Source organism: Streptococcus sp. 3705, from assembly GCF_013277145.1.
GTDB lineage: Bacteria > Bacillota > Bacilli > Lactobacillales > Streptococcaceae > Streptococcus.
The window spans coordinates 19,725-39,305 of sequence record NZ_VMMJ01000004.1; the positions used below are offsets into that span (position 1 = coordinate 19,725).

Below are 19,581 nucleotides of genomic sequence, written 5' to 3' on the forward strand. Positions count from 1 at the left end.
GGTAAGAAAAATGAAACATTTAGAAATTGAATTGAAAACACTATTGAAAAAAGATGAATATGATCGTCTAAAAGAGCAGTTCACTGGTATCACTCCTGTTCTTCAAAAAAATTACTACATCGACACGCCTAATTTTGAACTGCGAGAAAAGAAAGTTGCTATGCGCATTCGAACTTTTGAAGACTGGGCAGAATTGACACTCAAAGTCCCACAAAGTATCGGAAACATGGAATACAATCAAAAATTGCAACTAAAAGATGCTGAAAACTATCTGGCTAAGGAAGAACTTCCTCAAGGGCTAGTAGTGGATGAATTGGTGAAACATGGTATCCAAAGTAAAAAGTGGCAGGTTCTTGGTTGTCTAACAACGCTTCGCTATGAAATGCAAACAGCTATTGGTCTCATGGCGCTAGATGAGAGTCAATACTTTGATATGACAGATTACGAATTGGAGCTTGAAGTGGAAAATCACGAGCAAGGCAAACAAGATTTCCAGCAATTTTTAGAGGAAAATCAGATTGCTTATCAAAAAGCTCCTTCAAAATTAGTTCGATTTGTCAAAAGCATGAAAAATAGCTGAAATAATCTTCATTTTTTGGTAAAATATAAAAGATAAAAATACACAAATCCCAGTTCATATAGGTAAGACAGATATAACTAGGATTTATAAAGTTTACAGAGGACGGTCTATAATGTCAGATAGAAAAAATATGAAACTTTTCGCACTCAACTCTAACCAAGAGATTGCACAGAAAATTGCACAAGCTGTTGGTGTACCGCTTGGAAAACTATCATCACGTCAATTTTCTGATGGAGAGATCCAAGTTAATATCGAAGAGAGTGTTCGTGGATACGATGTTTACATCATCCAATCTACAAGCTTTCCTGTTAACAACCACCTAATGGAATTGTTAATCATGGTTGATGCTTGTGTGCGTGCAAGTGCTCACAGTATCAACGTTGTCCTTCCGTATTTTGGCTATGCACGTCAAGACCGCATTGCTTGTCCTCGTGAGCCACTTACAGCAAAACTAGTTGCCAATATGCTGGTTAAGGCTGGGGTTGATCGTATCCTGACTCTTGATTTGCATGCCGTTCAGGTTCAAGGTTTCTTTGATATTCCAGTCGATAATCTTTTCACAGTTCCCCTATTTGCAAAACATTACTGCGATAAGGGCCTACTTGGTTCAGATGTTGTTGTCGTTAGCCCTAAAAATTCAGGGGTGAAACGTGCTCGTAGCCTGGCTGAATATCTTGATGCTCCTATCGCCATTATCGACTACCCTCAAGACGATGCAACTCGCAACGAAGGTTATATCATCGGTGATGTTGAAGGTAAAAAAGCTATCTTGATTGACGATATTTTAAATACAGGCCGCACCTTCTCTGAAGCTGCTAAAATCGTTGAACGTGAAGGGGCTACAGAAATTTATGCTGTTTCCAGCCACGGTCTCTTCGTCGAGGGAGCTGCTGAACTTCTTGACAATACTAAGATTAAAGAAATTCTTGTGACTGATTCAGTAGCAACAAAAGAAAAAACTCCTAAAAATGTATGCTACATCACTGCTAGTGAGTTAATTGGTGATGCTATCGTCCGTATCCACGAAAGAAAACCAGTCAGCCCACTCTTTGCCTACAACAAAAAGAAATAAGGTGATTCTTTGATTTATTTGGACAATGCTGCGACGACTCCTATGTCAGCAGTTGCTATTTCAGCTATGACCGAGCTTATGCAAGGAACCTATGGAAATCCTTCTAGTATTCATGGTCATGGTCGTCAAGCTGGTAAACTCTTGCGAGAAGCCCGTCAGGAACTAGCTCAGTTACTGGGGACAAAACCTCAACATATCTTTTTCACTTCTGGTGGGACTGAAGGCAACAATACTGCCATCATTGGCTACTGCCTTCGTCATCAAGAACAAGGAAAACATATCATCACAACTGCCATTGAGCACCATGCCGTCCTTGAAACCATTGATTACTTGGTTCAACACTTTGGTTTTGAAGCAACCATTATCCAACCAGAAAATCAAGAAATCACAGCCCAACAAATTCAAAAGGCCTTACGTGATGATACGATTTTGGTTTCTACCATGTTCGCCAATAATGAAACTGGAAACCTACTGCCCATTGCTGAAATTGGCCAAATACTCAAGCAACACCCAGCCGCCTATCATGTCGATGCTGTTCAGGCTATTGGTAAGATCCCTATACACCCAGAAGAATTGGGCATTGATTTTCTCACTGCTTCTGCCCACAAGTTCCATGGTCCTAAGGGAATCGGTTTTCTCTACGCATCTAGCATGGACTTTGATTCCTATCTTCATGGCGGAGACCAAGAACAGAAAAAACGAGCCGGAACTGAAAATCTAGCTGCCATCGTGGGTATGGTTGCAGCCCTAAAAGAAGACCTAGAAAAACAAGAAGAACATTTCCAACATGTACAAAATCTAGAAACTGCCTTTCTGGCAGAGCTAGAGGACATTCAATATTACCTGAATAGAGGCGAACACCATCTCCCTTATGTTCTCAATATTGGATTTCCTGGACAGAAAAATGATCTCTTACTCCTTCGTCTAGATTTGGCTGGAATTTCAATCTCTACTGGCTCAGCCTGTACGGCAGGCATTGTCCAATCCAGCCATGTTCTTGAAGCCATGTACGGAGCAAATTCAGAACGCTTGAAGGAATCCGTTCGCATCAGTTTGTCGCCACAAAATACTGTTGAAGACCTACAAACCCTCGCAAAAACCTTAAAAGAAATTATCGGAGGTTAGCCATATGGCATTTGAAAAAACCATTCAGTTAAAAAATTGTCGTTACGACTACACTCTTAGCCCTTCTGTTAAAAAATTCACCCTCAAAGATAACACCTTTTTTGAGACTAAGGTTGGTAACTATGAACTGACTCGCCTTTTGGAAAAAGTGCCAAACAGTGGTGAAGGCTTCCAACTCAAAATCATCATTAACAAGGAACTTACAGGGGCTAAAATCAATATCACTGACAAGTTTGGTCTTCGTCTGGTTGATATTTTCAAATCAGAAGACCACCACATTCATCAGGAAAAATTCTACTTCCTCATGGATAGCTTAGTAGAACGTGGTGTCTTTACAAAATCTGAAAGATAGGTCCCATATGTTTCAACTGACCTATAAAGACAGCTATCATGTAGAGCGGACTCTCAAGTATGAAGATTATGAGGCTCTCATGCTAGCTCTGTCAGGATGTGTGACTCTGCCAGATACACTTTATGTAACTTCTTTGACCTTTAAAGGGCAGGAAGTTTACCAAGGTCTGGTCGGAGACCTCTACCGTTTTCTATCACATGCAGATTTTTTACAACAAAACTAAGATTTTTCTTAGTTTTTTCTTGTTTTTGTTGATTTTTTCACAATGTTTCTATAAAATAGAAGAATAGAAAGGTTGTGATTTTGTGAAAGATAAACAGTCTGCTATTCCAAAAGCTACAGCGAAAAGACTCTCTCTCTACTATCGAATTTTTAAGAGATTTCATGCAGAAAAGATTGAACGTGCCAACTCTAAACAAATTGCAGAGGCTATCGGTATTGATTCAGCGACAGTTCGTCGTGATTTTTCCTATTTTGGTGAACTAGGTCGTCGTGGTTTTGGCTATGATGTCAAAAAACTGATGACGTTTTTTGCCGATTTGCTCAATGATAACTCCATTACCAATGTCATGCTAGTAGGTATTGGAAATATGGGCCATGCCCTTCTCCACTACCGCTTCCACGAGCGTAACAAGATGAAGATTATCATGGCCTTTGACCTAGATGACCATCCTGAAGTCGGTACCCAAACTCCTGACGGGATTCCCATTTACGGAATTTCTCAAATCAAGGATAAAATCAAGGATGCTGATGTCAAGACTGCTATCCTGACCGTTCCCAGCGTCAAGTCACAAGAGGTCGCTAATCTCTTGGTTGATGCTGGCGTAAAAGGAATTCTTAGTTTTTCACCAGTCCATCTGCATTTACCAAAAGATGTGGTCGTTCAGTATGTCGATTTGACAAGTGAACTCCAAACCCTCCTCTATTTCATGCGAAAAGAGGATTAGAAAGCGAAAATCATTTTATGAAAAAACCAGTTATAGGGATTACAGGAAACGAAAAAACTCATCCTGATGATGACATCATGATGAGCTACGCAGCAAAAGGCTTTGTTGAAGGCGTTAAAGACGCTGGAGGGATTCCCATCATCCTACCGATTGGTGATCAAGAAATGGCCTGCCACTATATCAGTATGATTGACAAGCTCATCTTGACAGGTGGGCAAAATGTTGATCCAAAATTCTATGGTGAACCAAAAACCATTGATAGCGATGACTACCACCTTCAAAGAGATATCTTCGAACTAGCCCTCATCAAGGAATCTATCAAACAGCAAAAGCCGATTTTCTCTGTCTGTCGTGGGACTCAGCTTTTTAACGTTGCCATGGGCGGAACTCTGTACCAAGATATCGAAGACCATTGGCAGGATTGTTCTGCCGAGTACACAACTCAACGCTTGGTGACAGAGCCTGATACAGTTCTTCGAGAAATCTATGGAGAAATTTCCCATATCAACTCCTTCCACCACCAGAGCATCAAGGATTTAGCACCAAATTTAAAGATTGCAGCTCATGATCCTAAAGATGGTATCATTGAGGCTGTCATGAGTACGGATGATGTTCCCTTTCTCGGTGTCCAATGGCACCCAGAATTTCTATTTGAAAATCGTCCCAAAGATAAAAACCTCTTTGACTATGTCGTTAATGACCTTTAGATTAAATCCGTCTTTTCACGGTAACTAAAGTAACTAGAATGTGAGACAATCAAATGGTCCAAGAGGACAATTCCCATCAGGTCACAGGCTTCTTTGACAAGTTTAGTGACATGATCATCATTCCGGCTAGGAGCTACTGCTCCCGAAGGATGATTGTGAACCAAGATGAGTGAAGTCGCCATATGCTTGATGGCATAGTGAAGAATCTCTCGCGGTTCAGCGATACTACGAGTTGCAGAACCGATAAAAATGGTCTGTTGATGGATGATTTGATTTTGAGTATTGAGATAGAGCGCCACCAGGTGCTCTTGTTTTTTATGTCCCAATTCCTGCTGCATCTTCTTGGCCAACTTTTGACTGCTGAGAATACTTTCCATTTCAAGGGTCTCATGTTTATGAATACGATGCCCCAATTCAATCATAGCTTGCAACTCTATAGCCTTAACACGACCGATACCAGACAGACTCTGCAATTCCTGCAGGGTCATTTTTTTCAAATCCGTTAGGCTTGAAAGGTTGTTCAAGACTTTCTGGGCAATTTCAAAAACGCTGGCTTGACGTGTTCCTGTCCTAAGTAAAATAGCTAGCAACTCTTGGTTACTGAGCGCTTCTACTCCTTCCTTGGCTAGTCTTTCTCTTGGCAATAGTGAATCTTCTTGGAATGAAATACTGTACATAAAAATCCTCCTCACTTTATTATTCGTGAGAAGGATGGAAAATTAGATTTTTTTCTCAATTGGGGCTACACTAGCTAAAAGTTTTTTCAAACCTACTTCTGGGAAATTGATTTTTAATTCCTGAGTAGCTCCGTTACCTGAAACTTCCAGAACAGTTCCCTCTCCCCATTTCTTGTGGAGGGCAATATCACCAATAGACCAATTTGCCTCGCTAGACGCTGATTTTGTGCCAGCTATAAATTGACCAAATGGGAGACCGCTTGACTGGATAGTTTTTGGAGCAGCACTGCGTTTACGGTCTTGGAGGGCCTGCGCCAAACTCATACCTTGACCGAAGGCAAGGCCACCACTACTATATGATGCTTTAAAGCTTGTATTTGCTGGACGAGCCAACCCTTGATACTCAAGTAAGTCTGAACTGATTTCGTTAATAAAACGAGTCGGACGATTGTAGTTGGTACGACCAAAAAGCAGGCGCGAGTTGGCATTGGTCAGATAGAGAATTTTCTCTGCACGCGTAATTCCTACATAGGCCAGACGGCGTTCTTCTTCTAATTCATCTTGATCTTCAGCTGCACGGCTAAGCGGAAAGACATTTTCTTCCATCCCAATCAAAAAGACAACTGGAAACTCAAGACCTTTGGCAGCATGCAGGGTCATCAAGGTCACTTCTGATGTCTCCTGACTGCCTGAATCTGTGTCTGCAATCAAGGCCAAATCATTTAGGAAACGACTCAGTTTATCCAGACCAGTTTCCTCTTCTGGCCCATCAGAGATGTCATCAAAGTTTTTCGTCACAGAAAGGAACTCTTCAATATTTTCAACCCTAGCCTTGCTTTCTAAGGTCGCTTGAGCATTTAGAATATCGACGTAACCTGTTTTTTCTAGGACGGCCTCAACCAACTCTGTAATATTTAATTGATCTAGCTGCTCTCGTAAATCTAGAATCATATTGGCAAAATCCCAGATAGACTGGACTGCTTTACCCTTGATACCAGATAACATGATATTAGCTGAAGCATCTAGCATGGACATATCTTGCATATTCGCAAAGTCACGGATTTTCTCAACTGTACCTGGCCCAATTCCACGTTTAGGCTCGTTGATAATACGCTCAAAACTGATATTGTCACTCAAATTGGCAATAAGATTAAGATAAGCGATAATATCGCGGATTTCCTTACGGCTGTAGAACTTGGTTCCTCCGACCATTGTATAAGGAATATTGGACTTAAGCAAGGCTTCCTCAATAGTACGGGACTGGGCATTAGTCCGATAGAGAACTGCAAAATCCTTGTGAAGGAAGTTTTGACTCCGACCAAGTTCATCGATGGTTTTGGCTACAAATACAGCCTCATCCAGCTCATCATTGGCACGATAGTAAACGATTTGCTCCCCATCAGCATTTTGAGTCCAGAGATTCTTAGGACGGCGGTTTTTATTGTTTTTAATGACCTCGTTGGCCGCTTGGAGAATGATTTTGGTGGAACGGTAATTCTCCTCCAACAAAACAACCTTGGCTTGGGGATAATCTTTCTCGAAATCCAAGATATTCTGCATGTCAGCACCACGCCAACCGTAGATGGACTGGTCAGCATCCCCAACCACACAGATATTTTTAAAACGGGAAGCCAAGAGTTTAACCAATTGGTACTGTGCGTGGTTGGTATCTTGGTACTCATCAACATGGATGTACTGAAATTTTTGCTGGTAGTAGGTCAAGACATCAGGATTTTGATCAAAGAGACGCAGAGTCAGCATAATCAAATCATCAAAGTCAACCGACTCCGACTGACGAAGCTCTTTCTGATAGGCTGTATAACACTGGGCCACGATTTGCGTGTACATATCTCCAGCTTGGGCAGCATAAGCCACATCATCAATCAAATCATTCTTAGCATTGGAAATAGTTCCTAAAATGCTCCGTTCATTCCATTTTTTCGGATCCAAGTTTAACTGCTTAAGAATGCGTTTCATAAGAGTTCGCTGTTCACCAGGATCCACAATAGTAAAATTACGATTGTAGCCAATATGGTCCGCATCGCGACGCAGAATACGCACACACATGGAGTGAAAGGTCGCTATCAAACAGTCCTGAGTGGCTGGATTGAGGCTATAAGCACGCTCTTTCATCTCACGCGCAGCCTTATTAGTAAAGGTAATAGCCAAGATATTCCACGGATTGACAAGCTTTTCATCAATCAAATAAGCGATACGGTGGGTCAAAACTCGGGTCTTTCCAGAACCAGCCCCCGCCATGATCAACAAGGGACCTTCTGTCGTTTGCACCGCCTCAGCCTGACGGTCATTCATTCCATTTAATAATGCGTTCATCTTCTCTTCCTTACTCTTGAAGTCAATATTTCTATTATATCAAAAATCAAGGAAAATATCTTTAACTAGACTGGTTACGTGTAGAAGGCAACTTCTTATATCTAGATAAAAAATGAGCTTGGATATTATTTCCAAACTCATTTGATTTCAATTAAACTATTAGAACAAGCCTAGAACGGTTCCGTCACTTTCAACATCCATGTTGAGAGCTGCTGGTCGTTTTGGAAGACCTGGCATGGTCATGACATCGCCAGTTAAGGCAACGATGAAGCCTGCACCTAATTTTGGCACCAATTCGCGAATGGTAATTTCAAAGTTTTCAGGTGCTCCAAGTGCATTTGGATTGTCTGAGAAACTGTATTGAGTTTTAGCCATACAGATTGGCAATTTGTCCCAACCATTTTGAACAATTTGAGCGATTTGCGTTTGAGCTTTCTTCTCAAAATTTACTTTGCTACCACGGTAGATTTCAGTGACAATCTTTTCAATCTTTTCTTGGACAGAAAGGTCATTGTCATACAAACGTTTATAGTTAGCTGGGGTTTCAGCGATGGTTTTGACAACTGTTTCGGCAAGTGCTACTCCACCTTCTGCACCATCAGCCCAGACACTAGCCAATTCAACTGGTACATCGATTGAGTCACAAAGTTCTTTCAAGGCTGCAATTTCAGCTTCAGTATCAGAGACAAATTCATTGATTGCTACAACTGCAGGTACACCAAATTTACGGATATTTTCAACATGGCGTTTCAAGTTGGCAAAACCGGCACGAACTGCTTCTACATTTTCCTCTGTAAGAGCATCCTTAGCCACGCCACCATTCATCTTAAGGGCACGAAGGGTTGCAACAATAACTACTGCATCTGGATATGTTGGCAAGTTTGGTGTCTTAATATCAAGGAATTTCTCGGCACCAAGGTCAGCACCAAAACCAGCTTCTGTGACTGTGTAATCAGCTAAGTGAAGGGCTGTGCTTGTTGCCAAGACTGAATTACATCCATGAGCAATATTGGCAAATGGACCACCGTGTACAAAAGCAGGTGTACCGTAAATTGTCTGAACCAGATTTGGCTTAATAGCATCCTTCAAAATCAATGCTAAGGCACCCTCAACCTGCAAATCGCCAACAGAAACAGGTGTACGATCATAACGATAACCGATAACGATATTAGCCAAACGGCGTTTCAAATCTTCAATATCAGTCGCCAAACAAAGAATTGCCATGATTTCAGAAGCAACTGTAATATCAAAACCATCCTCACGAGGAATACCGTTTAGAGGACCACCAAGTCCAACGGTTACATGACGAAGTGCACGATCATTCAAGTCCACTACACGTTTCCAGAGGATACGACGTTGGTCAATCCCCAACTCATTCCCTTGGTGCAAGTGGTTGTCAATCAATGCTGAAAGAGCATTATTAGCAGTTGTAATGGCATGCATGTCTCCAGTAAAGTGGAGGTTGATGTCTTCCATTGGCAGCACTTGGGCGTAACCACCACCAGCAGCACCACCCTTAATCCCCATTACTGGACCAAGAGATGGTTCGCGGATAGCAATCATGGTTTTCTTGCCAATCTTGTTCAAGGCATCCGCTAGACCAATGGTAATAGTTGATTTCCCTTCACCTGCAGGTGTTGGGTTGATAGCAGTAACCAAAATCAATTTCCCAACTGGATTGCTCTCAACTGCACGAATTTTATCAAAGCTGAGTTTAGCCTTGTACTTTCCATACAACTCCAAATCATCGTAAGAAATACCAAGTTTCTCTACAACATCAACGATTGGCTTCAACTCAATACTCTGTGCGATTTCAATATCTGTTTTCATTCAAAACTCCTCTAACCTCTAATGTGATAATTCATTATAACACAAAACAAGATTTTTAACATCCTTAAACTCTCTAAACGTTCGTAAATATCCCTGTTTTTAAGATTTTTAGAGTCCTTTCTTAAATTTTATATGGCTTTATAGTTTGAAACTATAGAATAATGAAAAAATAATTTAGTCAAGAAAATAGCTGTCAATTTCAGATAAATTATGTAAAATTATTGTATCTTCAATTTCTAATTTTTCTGCCAACTCAATAGAATATTCAAAACTAAGTTTAGTGTTTAACGATAAATCAAACGAGTAATCTTGTAATTTACCCAGTTTTTTATATTTTTCTATGATTTCATTATAAATAGCAAGATAATGCTTATCTAATATTTTTATGTAATTATTCAGATTTTCCTGGTAGTCTTGAATGATTTTTTGTTCGCTATCATTTAATATTCCCTTCCCTATTTCCCAAATGATTAAGCTGGCTATTGAACCTACTACAGAACCTAGAACTGGTATAGGAATCATTGCTTGACCAATACAAGCACCAATTGTTGCAAAGGAAGCATCCATTACATTTAATATCAAGAGATTCATAAATTCATCTTGGGTTATTTCTGTAGATCTATACTTTAGAACAATGTCTATCATTCCATAAGTTGCCGTAACTAAAGCACTGGCATTTGGAGCACTAATCCCCAAGACATTTGTTAATCCGTAAATGGAATACCCAGATATTGCACCCTTTACAACTCCTTCAGCTGTATTCAATCCACAATCTAACCAATCTGATTGTTCGAATTCGAAAATACTTTTTCCATCTTTATATTTTCCATACACACTTGACATCAAAGCTAACCCCCCCTGTAAAAAAGCGGCGTTCCTTGCAATCTTGTTAGCTTCTTTTATTCTTGGTAATGAATTTTTTTGTGCTACTAACCGTTTTCTATTTAACTCTTGTTGTTTTAGTCTGACAGTTTTACAAATATTCCTCTCCTCGGAATCTAAAATGGAATTTATTGAATTTCTTTGAGCATCATCATAATTTAGAACAGATGATTTCATCCAAGATTTATATGAAGTAAGTCCCTTGCTTTCGGTAATATCATTAATCATTTGTCGTATATCCGTAATTTGTTTAATAGATAATCGTTTACCATTAAATTCAACTTCTTTGGCCCCAGCCATTATTTTTTCAAATACTAGAACGTGATCTTTTGGAAACATCATTCTCATTTTTGCACTGTAATTAAATGATTGAGCTAGTTCATCACGTAAATTATTATAAAACTTCATTTGAATGGTATTTCTACCAATTAACAAATCAGCTGGTCCATTATCATTCAATACTTTTACAATAGGATGTAATCCTTCAAAAGCTCTTCTCGCATTCACAATTCCTGCTTCTGCAAATTCAGCAATAAAACCGTGACCGCCGTATTCACCTCCACGATTCTTTAGAATAACGTCTTCAATGTTATCTCTAGCATAGTTTAAGATTTTAGAGGCATTGTCCTTGTTTAAAATGACATTACGAGCTTCATCCTCAATCATTTTCATAGCAATTTGTAAGTCTTGAATTCTTAAGTTATTTAAGCAATTGATATATGCTCCAATACCTTGGTTAAATGCTTGATTAAAAATTTGATTAACCATTTATTTTAATTTCCTTATTTATCATAGCTGTCAGTGATAGTGTTGAATTCACTAAATTACCTGCTTTATATTTTTCATCTTCAGTAAATAAGCTATAGTCCATTCCAGTTAAAGATAAATTGGCTAAATAAATTCCTTCTGTTTGTTTTTCAGTTAATTCTATTAATTCCGTAACTTCTATTACTTTTTCTTTAAGTTGTCTAGCCAACAATTCTACCTTTTTCTGTTCCTCTATAGCCTCTTTTGCAACTTCTTCATTTTTCCTATTAGCTACTACACCAGCGCCTACAGAAGCGGTCAACATAACGCCTGCAATTCCCCAACCGACAGGACCAGCCAATGCTAAAAATGCGTTACCGGCTGCCACTCCACCGCCACCAGCTGCTACACTTCCACCACCTAACCAAGCCAGAGCGGCGCTATTTGCTGCAGCACCTGTCAAACTTGAAATTGCAGTACCTGTTGATGCAACACCAAATGTAGTTGCAACACCCATAGCGGCAGTAGGACCTAAAGTTGCAACTGTTACTCCTAATGCGCTAAGAGAAGCCGTAGTCGCTGTGCTACCACTTGCTAATTCAGCTTCCTTAATTGACTGTGAAATAGCAATTTGCTTATCTTCAAAATTCTGAATTTCAACATCAATTTCTTCTAATTTTGTTTCAAACTCTTTTGGCTTATTTGCTAGCTTACTAATTCTTTCTTCAATAATTTTTACAACTTTGACCGCTTTTTCCCTAATCTGATAGAGTTCTGTTGATTTATTAGCTAAATTATCAGCTTCATCGTTATACAATCTTATAGATTCTTTATATCCCTCGACAGCTTCTTGTCTAAGTTTAGAATTAAAAAGGTCAACAGCATCAATTTGTTCTTTCGTATTATTCACTATTTTACCTGCTTCATTAAAAGTTTCCGATGAAGCTTTAGTTACATGTTCTACCACATCACTAGCTACCCCAATAGCTTTTTCAGAAACATCTGTGATAACATCGCCAACCTGACTTGAAACATCTTCAATAACTTTTACAGACTCTGTAATAGCTTCTCCAGTAAATTTACCTGCTTCATTTAATACTTTACTGGTAGCGGATCCAGCATCATTCAATACCTTACTAGCTTCTTTTGTAAAATTGTCAGCAAATTTAAAAAAAATTCATTCAGCATTCTCCTTATTGCATATATTTCTATTATCCTATAAACAGGAGAGATTGTCAAAATCGACCATATATTAATTTACTTAATTTTCATCACTTTCATTTTACTTACCGTTTATTTTTGTGTACAATAGTGCTATGAAAATTTTAGTTACATCGGGCGGTACCAGTGAAGCTATTGATAGTGTCCGCTCTATCACTAACCATTCTACAGGTCACTTGGGAAAAATCATCACAGAAACCTTGCTTGCTGCAGGGCATAAAGTTTGTTTGATAACAACAAAACGAGCTCTAAAGCCAGAAGCCCATCCCAACCTAAGCATTCAAGAAATTAACAATACAAACGACCTTCTCCTTGAAATGCAAGAACGTGTCAAGGACTATCAAGTCTTGATCCACTCAATGGCTGTTTCTGACTACACTCCTGTCTATATGACAGGGTTTGAGGAAGTTCAGGCTAGCTCCAATCTGGAAGAATTTTTAAGCAAGCAAAATCATCAGGCTAAGATTTCTTCAATTGACGAGGTTCAGGTTTTGTTCCTGAAAAAAACACCCAAAATCATCTCTCTAGTCAAGGAATGGAATCCTGCTATTCATCTGATTGGTTTCAAACTGCTGGTTGATGTTAACGAAGACCATCTGGTTGACATTGCTAGAAAAAGTCTTATCAATAATCAAGCAGACTTAATCATTGCAAATGACCAGACTCAAATTTCAACAGACAAGCATCGTGCTATCTTTGTTGAGAAAGATCATCTTCAAACAGTCCAGACTAAAGAAGAAATTGCAGAACTCCTCCTTGAAAAAATTCAAGCCTACCATTCTTAGAAAGGAAAGATATGGCACATATTCTCTTGGCTGTAACGGGGTCAATCGCCTCTTACAAGTCGGCAGATTTAGTCAGTTCTCTAAAAAAACAAGGTCATCAAGTCACGGTTTTAATGACTCAGGCCGCTACAGAGTTTATCCAACCTTTGACACTACAGGTCTTATCACAGAATCCTGTCCACCTGGATGTCATGAAGGAACCCTATCCTAATCAGATTAATCATATCGAACTTGGAAAAAAGGCAGATTTATTTATCGTAGCCCCTGCAACAGCTAACACCATTGCAAAGCTAGCCCACGGCTATGCTGACAACATGGTAACCAGCATAGCTCTAGCCTTGCCCAAAAATATTCCTAAACTAATAGCTCCTGCTATGAATACAAAAATGTATGACCATCCGGCAACTCAGACTAATCTGAAAACATTAGAAACATACGGCTATCAGCTGATTGCTCCGAAGGAATCCCTACTAGCTTGTGGAGACCATGGACGAGGAGCTTTAGCTGACCTCACAATTATTTTAGAAAGAATAAAGGAAACTCTCGATGAAAAAACGCTCTAATATTGCACCTATTGCTATCTTTTTTGCAACCATGCTCGTTGTACACTTTCTGAGCTCGCTTGCCTTTAACCTTTTTCCATTTCCAATCAAACCGACCATTGTTCATATTCCTGTCATTATTGCCAGCATTATCTACGGTCCACGAGTTGGGGTTACACTTGGATTTTTGATGGGGCTACTTAGCTTGACGGTTAACACAATTACAATTCTACCGACAAGCTACCTCTTCTCACCATTTGTACCAAATGGGAACATCTACTCAGCTATCATTGCCATCGTCCCACGTATTTTGATTGGTTTAACTCCTTATCTGGTCTATAAACTGATGAAAAATAAAACTGGTCTGATTTTAGCTGGTGCCCTTGGTTCACTTACCAACACAGTCTTTGTACTCGGTGGAATTTTCTACCTTTTTGGAAATGTTTTTGATGGTAATATCCAAAAACTCCTAGCAACCGTTATCTCAACAAATTCAATTGCCGAATTAGTCATTTCCGCAGTTCTAACCCTAGCCATTGTTCCAAGATTACAAACTTTGAAGAAATAAAAACAATCTCCGCTTTCATGCTTGAAGGTGGAGATTTTGTTCTGTATATTTTATTTTTTAGTGAAATTTTTACCAGTAAAATATATTGAAATAAGATACCAACAAATAGATTAGGGAATTCAAATTAATTTCTAGAAATATTTTATCATTCATGATATACTCTTCCAGTTTCAAACTACTATATTTATACTCAATGAAAATCAAAAAGTAAACTAGGAAGATAGCCGCAAGTTGCTCAAAACACGGTTTTGAGGTTCTGGATAGAACTGACGAAGCCAGCTCAAAATACTGTTTTGAGATTGCAGATGGAAGCTGACATGGTTTGAAGAGGTTTTCGAAGAGTATTAACTAAAAAACGACCTATAAACCCAAGTAAATACTTGATTTATTGTCTTGTTTATTGTACTATACTAGTGTATATACAGTTAAAAAGGAGATTCTTATGAATACACGGAAAAAGACACAATTTATGACAATGACTGCCCTCTTAACGGCTATTGCGATTTTGATTCCAATTGTTATGCCTTTTAAGATTGTCATTCCACCTGCTTCTTACACTTTGGGGAGCCACATTGCTATTTTTATCGCCATGTTCTTATCGCCCTTGATGGCTGTTTTTGTCATCCTAGCCTCTAGTTTTGGATTTTTGATGGCTGGCTATCCTATGGTTATCGTATTTCGAGCTTTTTCCCATATCTTTTTTGGGACTTTGGGAGCTCTTTACCTACAAAAATTCCCCGATACCCTAGATAAACCAAAAGCTTCCTTGATTTTCAACTTTGTTTTGGCTGTTGTTCATGCCCTTGCTGAAGTATTGGCCTGTGTCGTTTTTTACGCAACTTCCGGTACCAATGTAGAAAATATGTTTTATGTTCTCTTTGTACTAGTTGGATTTGGCACAATTATCCATAGTATGGTAGACTATACATTAGCACTAGCTGTCTATAAAGTGCTTCGAAAACGCCGTTAAAAGGAAGAACTATGACAAAAGATCGCAAACAAGCCCTGCTCCAACTCTTGAAAGAAGCTCCTAAAGCCCTCAATGGCCAAAGTTTGGCTGAACATTTTCATGTCACTCGACAAGTTATTGTTCAAGATATTGCAATTTTAAGAGCTGATGGAGCTCCAATTCTATCTACCAATCGTGGTTATATCTATAAGCAAATTGAAACCAATCCTTATGTTCACAAACTTTTTAAAGTCAAACATGAAGTTGAAGAAATCGGTCAAGAACTCCTTGCTATCATCGATAATGGAGGGCGTGTCCAGAATACCTTGATTGACCATCCCGTTTATGGAGAAATTGAAACCTTGCTGAAACTGTCTTGCCGCCGAGACGTGCAACATTTTCTAGAACAAGTCGAGCATTCTGACTTTAGACCTCTGTCTGAATTGACAGATGGCATCCATTACCACCTAGTCGAAGCTGAAACACAACAAGACCTCCGCTATATCGAGGAGGCCTTGGATCAGCTAGGTTATTTAGTAAAGGATTAGAAAATTTTCTTTTCCCAATCGTCTTCTGTACGGCGAGGGTAGAAAAATTCAGATTTGTCCGGAGTTTCCATCATCTCCATCAAGGGTAGCATATCATAGGCCAGATTCAAGTTTGGAATCTGGTCTTTTTGAATCCAATAGCTCAAATAGTAACAATGATATTTAAAAACTACATTGAATGAAGATGAATAAGTACCTACTTATTGAAAATATATCACCAGTTATGTTGATCAACATTATCCTTAGTCACAAGATAAATTGGAGAAACTGTTTCTTTTTCCAGTTTTTTCCCTTGATAATGATCTATTGCTGATTGAATAGCAATTTCACCCATCTTAGCTGGTTGCTGAGCAATAGTGGCAGTAATATCACCTTTTGCAATAGCATCATGTGCATCTGGTTGACCATCAATACCAACAATTAATACATTGCTAAGACCAGCTGCTTTTACTGCTTGTGCAGCTCCTAACGCCATCTCATCATTCTGTGCAAAGATTGCTTGTACTTCTTTGTTTCCTTGAATCATATTTTGCGCTGTATTCAAAGCTTTTGCGCGATCAAAATTAGCAGATTGACTAGAAAGAACATCTAAATTTGTCTTTGAAATTTGTTCAAATCCTTTACCTCTATCTACTGTTGCAGAAGCACCAGGGACTCCTGATAATTCAAAAGTTTTTGCTTTTTCTCCCAATTGCTTGGTAATAAATTCGGCAGCCATTTTACCTGCTTCTACGTTATCAGAAGCAACAGTTGTCAAGACTTCACCACCATTACTACCGCGGTCAATTAAGATTACTGGAATATTTGCATTATTAGCAGCTTTAATAGATGTAACAATTGCATCAGAATCAACTGGATTAATTAGTAAAGCATCTACATTTTGACTAATAAAATTCTGAATATCATCTGCTTGTCTAGCAGCATCATCTTGTGCATCTGCTATCTTCAAAGTTACTTCTTTTTCTCCTGCGGCTTTTTCAAGACCATCTTTCATAGCTACAAAATAGGGATTGTTAGTAGTCGAAATAGAAACTCCTAATTTTAATTCTTTTGCCGACTTTTGAGTCGTAGATTTATTATCATTTGATGAATTTCCTAAACCAGTTTTTCCACAAGCTACTAAAGCAAAAATAAATGTTACAAACAAAGCAAAAATGCTAATTTTTTTAATAATTTTCATGTTATTACTCCTCGTAATATATATCTATAGGGATAGTTTCCATCCCGACTATTGTTCGTCATCTAATAAATTGTTGCTATTTCCAAAAAAATTGAAAATGATTCTACTGTTTTACAACTTTAAAACGATCAATCAGAACAGCAATTAAAATTACAACTCCTTTTACTACTTGCTGCCAAAATGCTGAAACACCAATAATATTAAGTCCATTATTCAAAACTCCAATAATTAAAGCACCTATTAGAGTCCCCAGTATACGACCTTTACCTCCTGATAATGAGGTTCCCCCAAGAACAACAGCTGCAATAGCATCCATTTCATAACTAGCACCTGCTGTTGGTTGAGCAGAACTTAAGCGTGATGTTATAATCAATCCAGAAATTGAAGCCATCATACCTGAAATTGAATAAATGATAATTTTCACTTTATTTAGTTTCACACCTGATATATATGCTGCTTTTTCATTCCCCCCTATAGCATACACAGATTTACCAAATGCTGTTTTATGAAGTAAAACATATAAAACAATAAATACAATAAACATAATAATTACAGGAAATGGAATTCCTACTATGTAACCTTGCCCCAAAAATTGAAATAAGAATGTATCACTTAATCCTTTTGTAATAGGATTCCCATTTGTATAAACAAGTGTTGCGCCTCTAAAAATAGTCATAGTTGCTAAAGTAACGATAAATGGAGCTAATTTCCCGTAGGAAATCAATAACCCATTCATCATCCCCAGAATGCAACCCAAAATTAAAGAGATGAGAATTGCTAACGCAACAGGCATTCCAGATCCTAATAAACCAGCTGTTAGCGCACTGGATAAGGCTAAAATTGATCCTACTGATAAATCAATTCCACCTGTTAGAATAACAAAAGTCATTCCAAAAGCAATCAGTGCATTTGATGTTACTTGCAATAGTAAATTTAACAGATTATTTGCTGTTAAAAAATTTGAATTGATAATAGTGATGACAGCCATTAAAATTATCAATGCTATTACTGTTGTCAATTCTGACATATACTTCATAGTATTTTTCACACTATTGTCCTCCTGTAGCTAGTTGCATAACTTTTTCTTGTGTAGCTTCTTGACGTGTTAATTCTCCACTAATTCTTCCTTCATGCATGACCATAATACGATCACTGACTCCGATCACTTCTGGTAAATCTGAAGATACCATAATAATCGGCACACCTCGTTCAGCCAATTCATTCATTAATTGGTAAATTTCACGCTTAGCACCAACATCTACCCCACGAGTTGGCTCATCTAGAATCAGTACTTTTGGAGCAATACCTATCCATTTTGCTAAAACTACTTTCTGTTGATTACCACCAGAAAGTGTTCCAACTTCCTTATCTGGATAACCTGATTTAATTCGTAGCCTATCTATTAAACGTTGTACAAATATACCACTTGTTTTATTATCGAAAATGCCATTTTTAACAAAATCACGAGTACTAGGTAAAGTCATATTATCTTTAATAGAAAAATCTAAAATCAATCCCTCATCTTTACGATCTTCTGTTAAGAAACCAATTCCATGCTTAATTGCTTCAAAAGGATTTTTAATTATCAGTTGTTCTTCGTTTATTATAATTTGACCAGATTTTAAAGAATCAATTCCAAAAATTGCTCGCATTATTTCAGTACGACCAGCACCCATCAAACCAGAAAAACCAAGAATTTCCCCTTGACGTACATAGAAAGAAATATCCGTAAAAGCATCACCAGAAAGATTCTTAGCTTGAAAAACAACATTCCCAATCTCAGCCTTTTTTTCTGGATAATAATCTTCTAATTCACGACCTACCATCTTCTGAACTAATTCATCCGCATTAGTTAACTTCGTTTTCTTAGTATCAATTACAAACCCATCCCTCATAACAGTTATAAGATCTGTAATCTTAAAGATTTCTTCCATCCGATGTGAAATATACACAATACCTACACCATCAGATTTTAATCCTTCTATCACTTTAAAAAGTGTTTCAGTTTCACGATCAGTTAAAGCTGCTGTGGGTTCATCCATAATTAACAAGGAAACTTCTGATAATAAACATTTTGCTATTTCTATCATTTGTTGTTGTCCGACTGATAATTGACCAATGATTGCATCGAGAGGAATAGATATATTAAGACGTTTAAATGCTTCTTTAGCTTTCCTTTCCATACTAGCTTTATCTAAAAACCCAATCGAATTTTTTATTTCTCTTCCTAAAAAAAGATTATCAAGTACAGTCATATCTGGCCAAGTATTCATTTCCTGATGAATAAAACTCAGTCCAAACCGTTCTGCCTCTTGAGGATTAGAAAATATTTTTTCTTTTCCATCAATAAAAATAGTTCCTGAAGTAGCTGGAAAAAGTCCAGTTAAAATATTCATTAAAGTTGATTTGCCTGCACCATTCTCTCCCATTAAAGCATGAACTTCTCCTGAATTAAGAACCAAATCAATACTTTCTAAAACACGATTATTCCCAAAAGATTTTGAAATGTTCTTCATTTCAATTTTCATAGGCAAC

20 protein-coding genes and 1 pseudogene are annotated in these 19,581 nt (G+C 38.1%); 12 read left to right on the forward strand and 9 right to left on the reverse strand.

Annotation, left to right across the window (positions count from 1 at the left end; genetic code table 11):
- The first annotated feature begins 10 nt into the window (after nucleotides 1-10).
- From HT714_RS01295 to HT714_RS01325, 7 genes are all read left to right on the forward strand, one after another.
- Entirely contained in the window at nucleotides 11-580 is a 570-nt protein-coding gene (locus HT714_RS01295) for a CYTH domain-containing protein (protein WP_173225877.1), read from the forward strand.
- Nucleotides 581-692: 112 nt separating this feature from the next.
- Complete coding sequence (locus HT714_RS01300; RefSeq protein WP_049524085.1) at nucleotides 693-1,652, forward strand: ribose-phosphate diphosphokinase; 960 nt, start codon at nucleotides 693-695, stop codon at nucleotides 1,650-1,652.
- A gap of 9 nt (nucleotides 1,653-1,661) precedes the next feature.
- Nucleotides 1,662-2,777: a cysteine desulfurase family protein gene (locus HT714_RS01305; protein WP_173225875.1), complete on the forward strand. Its 1,116-nt coding sequence runs from the start codon at nucleotides 1,662-1,664 to the stop codon at nucleotides 2,775-2,777.
- A gap of 4 nt (nucleotides 2,778-2,781) precedes the next feature.
- Nucleotides 2,782-3,129 carry a DUF1831 domain-containing protein gene (locus HT714_RS01310; protein ID WP_000863540.1) on the forward strand — a complete coding sequence of 116 codons (348 nt, stop codon included), beginning with the start codon at nucleotides 2,782-2,784 and terminating at the stop codon, nucleotides 3,127-3,129.
- Between the two features lie 7 nt (nucleotides 3,130-3,136).
- On the forward strand, nucleotides 3,137-3,352 hold the full coding sequence (locus HT714_RS01315) for a DUF4649 family protein (RefSeq protein ID WP_173225873.1): 216 nt from the start codon (nucleotides 3,137-3,139) through the stop codon (nucleotides 3,350-3,352).
- Between the two features lie 82 nt (nucleotides 3,353-3,434).
- Nucleotides 3,435-4,076, forward strand: a complete 642-nt coding sequence (locus HT714_RS01320) for a redox-sensing transcriptional repressor Rex (protein ID WP_000653417.1) — start codon at nucleotides 3,435-3,437, stop codon at nucleotides 4,074-4,076.
- Nucleotides 4,077-4,093: 17 nt separating this feature from the next.
- Nucleotides 4,094-4,783, forward strand: coding sequence for a gamma-glutamyl-gamma-aminobutyrate hydrolase family protein (locus tag HT714_RS01325; protein WP_173225871.1), 690 nt, complete (start codon nucleotides 4,094-4,096; stop codon nucleotides 4,781-4,783).
- On the opposite strand, the gene radC is transcribed toward HT714_RS01325, so the two are convergent.
- The 5 genes from radC to HT714_RS01350 all read right to left on the reverse strand — a co-directional run bounded on the left by radC (nucleotide 4,780) and on the right by HT714_RS01350 (nucleotide 12,382).
- The gene (radC, locus tag HT714_RS01330; RefSeq protein WP_033688879.1) at nucleotides 4,780-5,460 is read right to left on the reverse strand and encodes a DNA repair protein RadC; all 681 of its coding nucleotides are present in this window, start codon (nucleotides 5,458-5,460) and stop codon (nucleotides 4,780-4,782) included. The genes HT714_RS01325 and radC overlap by 4 nt on opposite strands.
- 42 nt (nucleotides 5,461-5,502) lie before the next feature.
- Nucleotides 5,503-7,794, reverse strand: a complete 2,292-nt coding sequence (gene pcrA, locus HT714_RS01335) for a DNA helicase PcrA (protein WP_173225869.1) — start codon at nucleotides 7,792-7,794, stop codon at nucleotides 5,503-5,505.
- A 159-nt stretch (nucleotides 7,795-7,953) separates the two neighbouring features.
- Nucleotides 7,954-9,624 carry a formate--tetrahydrofolate ligase gene (locus HT714_RS01340; RefSeq protein WP_173225867.1) on the reverse strand — a complete coding sequence of 557 codons (1,671 nt, stop codon included), beginning with the start codon at nucleotides 9,622-9,624 and terminating at the stop codon, nucleotides 7,954-7,956.
- Nucleotides 9,625-9,798: 174 nt separating this feature from the next.
- Complete coding sequence (locus HT714_RS01345) at nucleotides 9,799-11,274, reverse strand: hypothetical protein (RefSeq protein ID WP_173225865.1); 1,476 nt, start codon at nucleotides 11,272-11,274, stop codon at nucleotides 9,799-9,801.
- Nucleotides 11,267-12,382: a hypothetical protein gene (locus HT714_RS01350; protein ID WP_188110136.1), complete on the reverse strand. Its 1,116-nt coding sequence runs from the start codon at nucleotides 12,380-12,382 to the stop codon at nucleotides 11,267-11,269. The genes HT714_RS01345 and HT714_RS01350 overlap by 8 nt, the downstream gene beginning before the upstream one ends.
- A 187-nt stretch (nucleotides 12,383-12,569) precedes the next feature.
- Here HT714_RS01350 and coaB point away from each other — a divergent pair, with 187 nt between their 5' ends.
- From coaB to HT714_RS01375, 5 genes are all read left to right on the forward strand, one after another.
- Nucleotides 12,570-13,259: a phosphopantothenate--cysteine ligase gene (gene coaB / locus HT714_RS01355; RefSeq protein WP_173225863.1), complete on the forward strand. Its 690-nt coding sequence runs from the start codon at nucleotides 12,570-12,572 to the stop codon at nucleotides 13,257-13,259.
- An 11-nt stretch (nucleotides 13,260-13,270) separates the two neighbouring features.
- Nucleotides 13,271-13,822: a phosphopantothenoylcysteine decarboxylase gene (gene coaC, locus HT714_RS01360; RefSeq protein WP_173225861.1), complete on the forward strand. Its 552-nt coding sequence runs from the start codon at nucleotides 13,271-13,273 to the stop codon at nucleotides 13,820-13,822.
- On the forward strand, nucleotides 13,806-14,369 hold the full coding sequence (locus tag HT714_RS01365) for an ECF transporter S component (protein WP_173225858.1): 564 nt from the start codon (nucleotides 13,806-13,808) through the stop codon (nucleotides 14,367-14,369). The genes coaC and HT714_RS01365 overlap by 17 nt, the downstream gene beginning before the upstream one ends.
- 442 nt (nucleotides 14,370-14,811) lie before the next feature.
- Nucleotides 14,812-15,339 (forward strand): ECF transporter S component, encoded by a 528-nt coding sequence (locus HT714_RS01370; RefSeq protein ID WP_173225856.1) that lies wholly within the window; start codon nucleotides 14,812-14,814, stop codon nucleotides 15,337-15,339.
- Nucleotides 15,340-15,350: 11 nt separating this feature from the next.
- A complete protein-coding gene (locus tag HT714_RS01375; protein WP_138707768.1) occupies nucleotides 15,351-15,866 on the forward strand; it encodes a transcription repressor NadR in 516 nt (171 codons plus the stop codon).
- Here HT714_RS01375 and HT714_RS01380 read toward each other — a convergent pair.
- From HT714_RS01380 to HT714_RS01395, 4 genes and pseudogenes are all read right to left on the reverse strand, one after another.
- A pseudogene (locus tag HT714_RS01380) lies at nucleotides 15,863-16,003 on the reverse strand (NUDIX hydrolase); the annotation flags it as partial. The gene HT714_RS01375 and the pseudogene HT714_RS01380 overlap by 4 nt on opposite strands.
- A gap of 77 nt (nucleotides 16,004-16,080) precedes the next feature.
- Nucleotides 16,081-17,046: a substrate-binding domain-containing protein gene (locus HT714_RS01385; RefSeq protein WP_000691495.1), complete on the reverse strand. Its 966-nt coding sequence runs from the start codon at nucleotides 17,044-17,046 to the stop codon at nucleotides 16,081-16,083.
- A 103-nt stretch (nucleotides 17,047-17,149) separates the two neighbouring features.
- Nucleotides 17,150-18,094: a ribose ABC transporter permease gene (rbsC, locus tag HT714_RS01390; RefSeq protein ID WP_119943467.1), complete on the reverse strand. Its 945-nt coding sequence runs from the start codon at nucleotides 18,092-18,094 to the stop codon at nucleotides 17,150-17,152.
- Between the two features lies 1 nt (nucleotide 18,095).
- Nucleotides 18,096-19,574, reverse strand: coding sequence for a sugar ABC transporter ATP-binding protein (locus HT714_RS01395; protein ID WP_173225852.1), 1,479 nt, complete (start codon nucleotides 19,572-19,574; stop codon nucleotides 18,096-18,098).
- Nucleotides 19,575-19,581 lie beyond the last annotated feature (7 nt).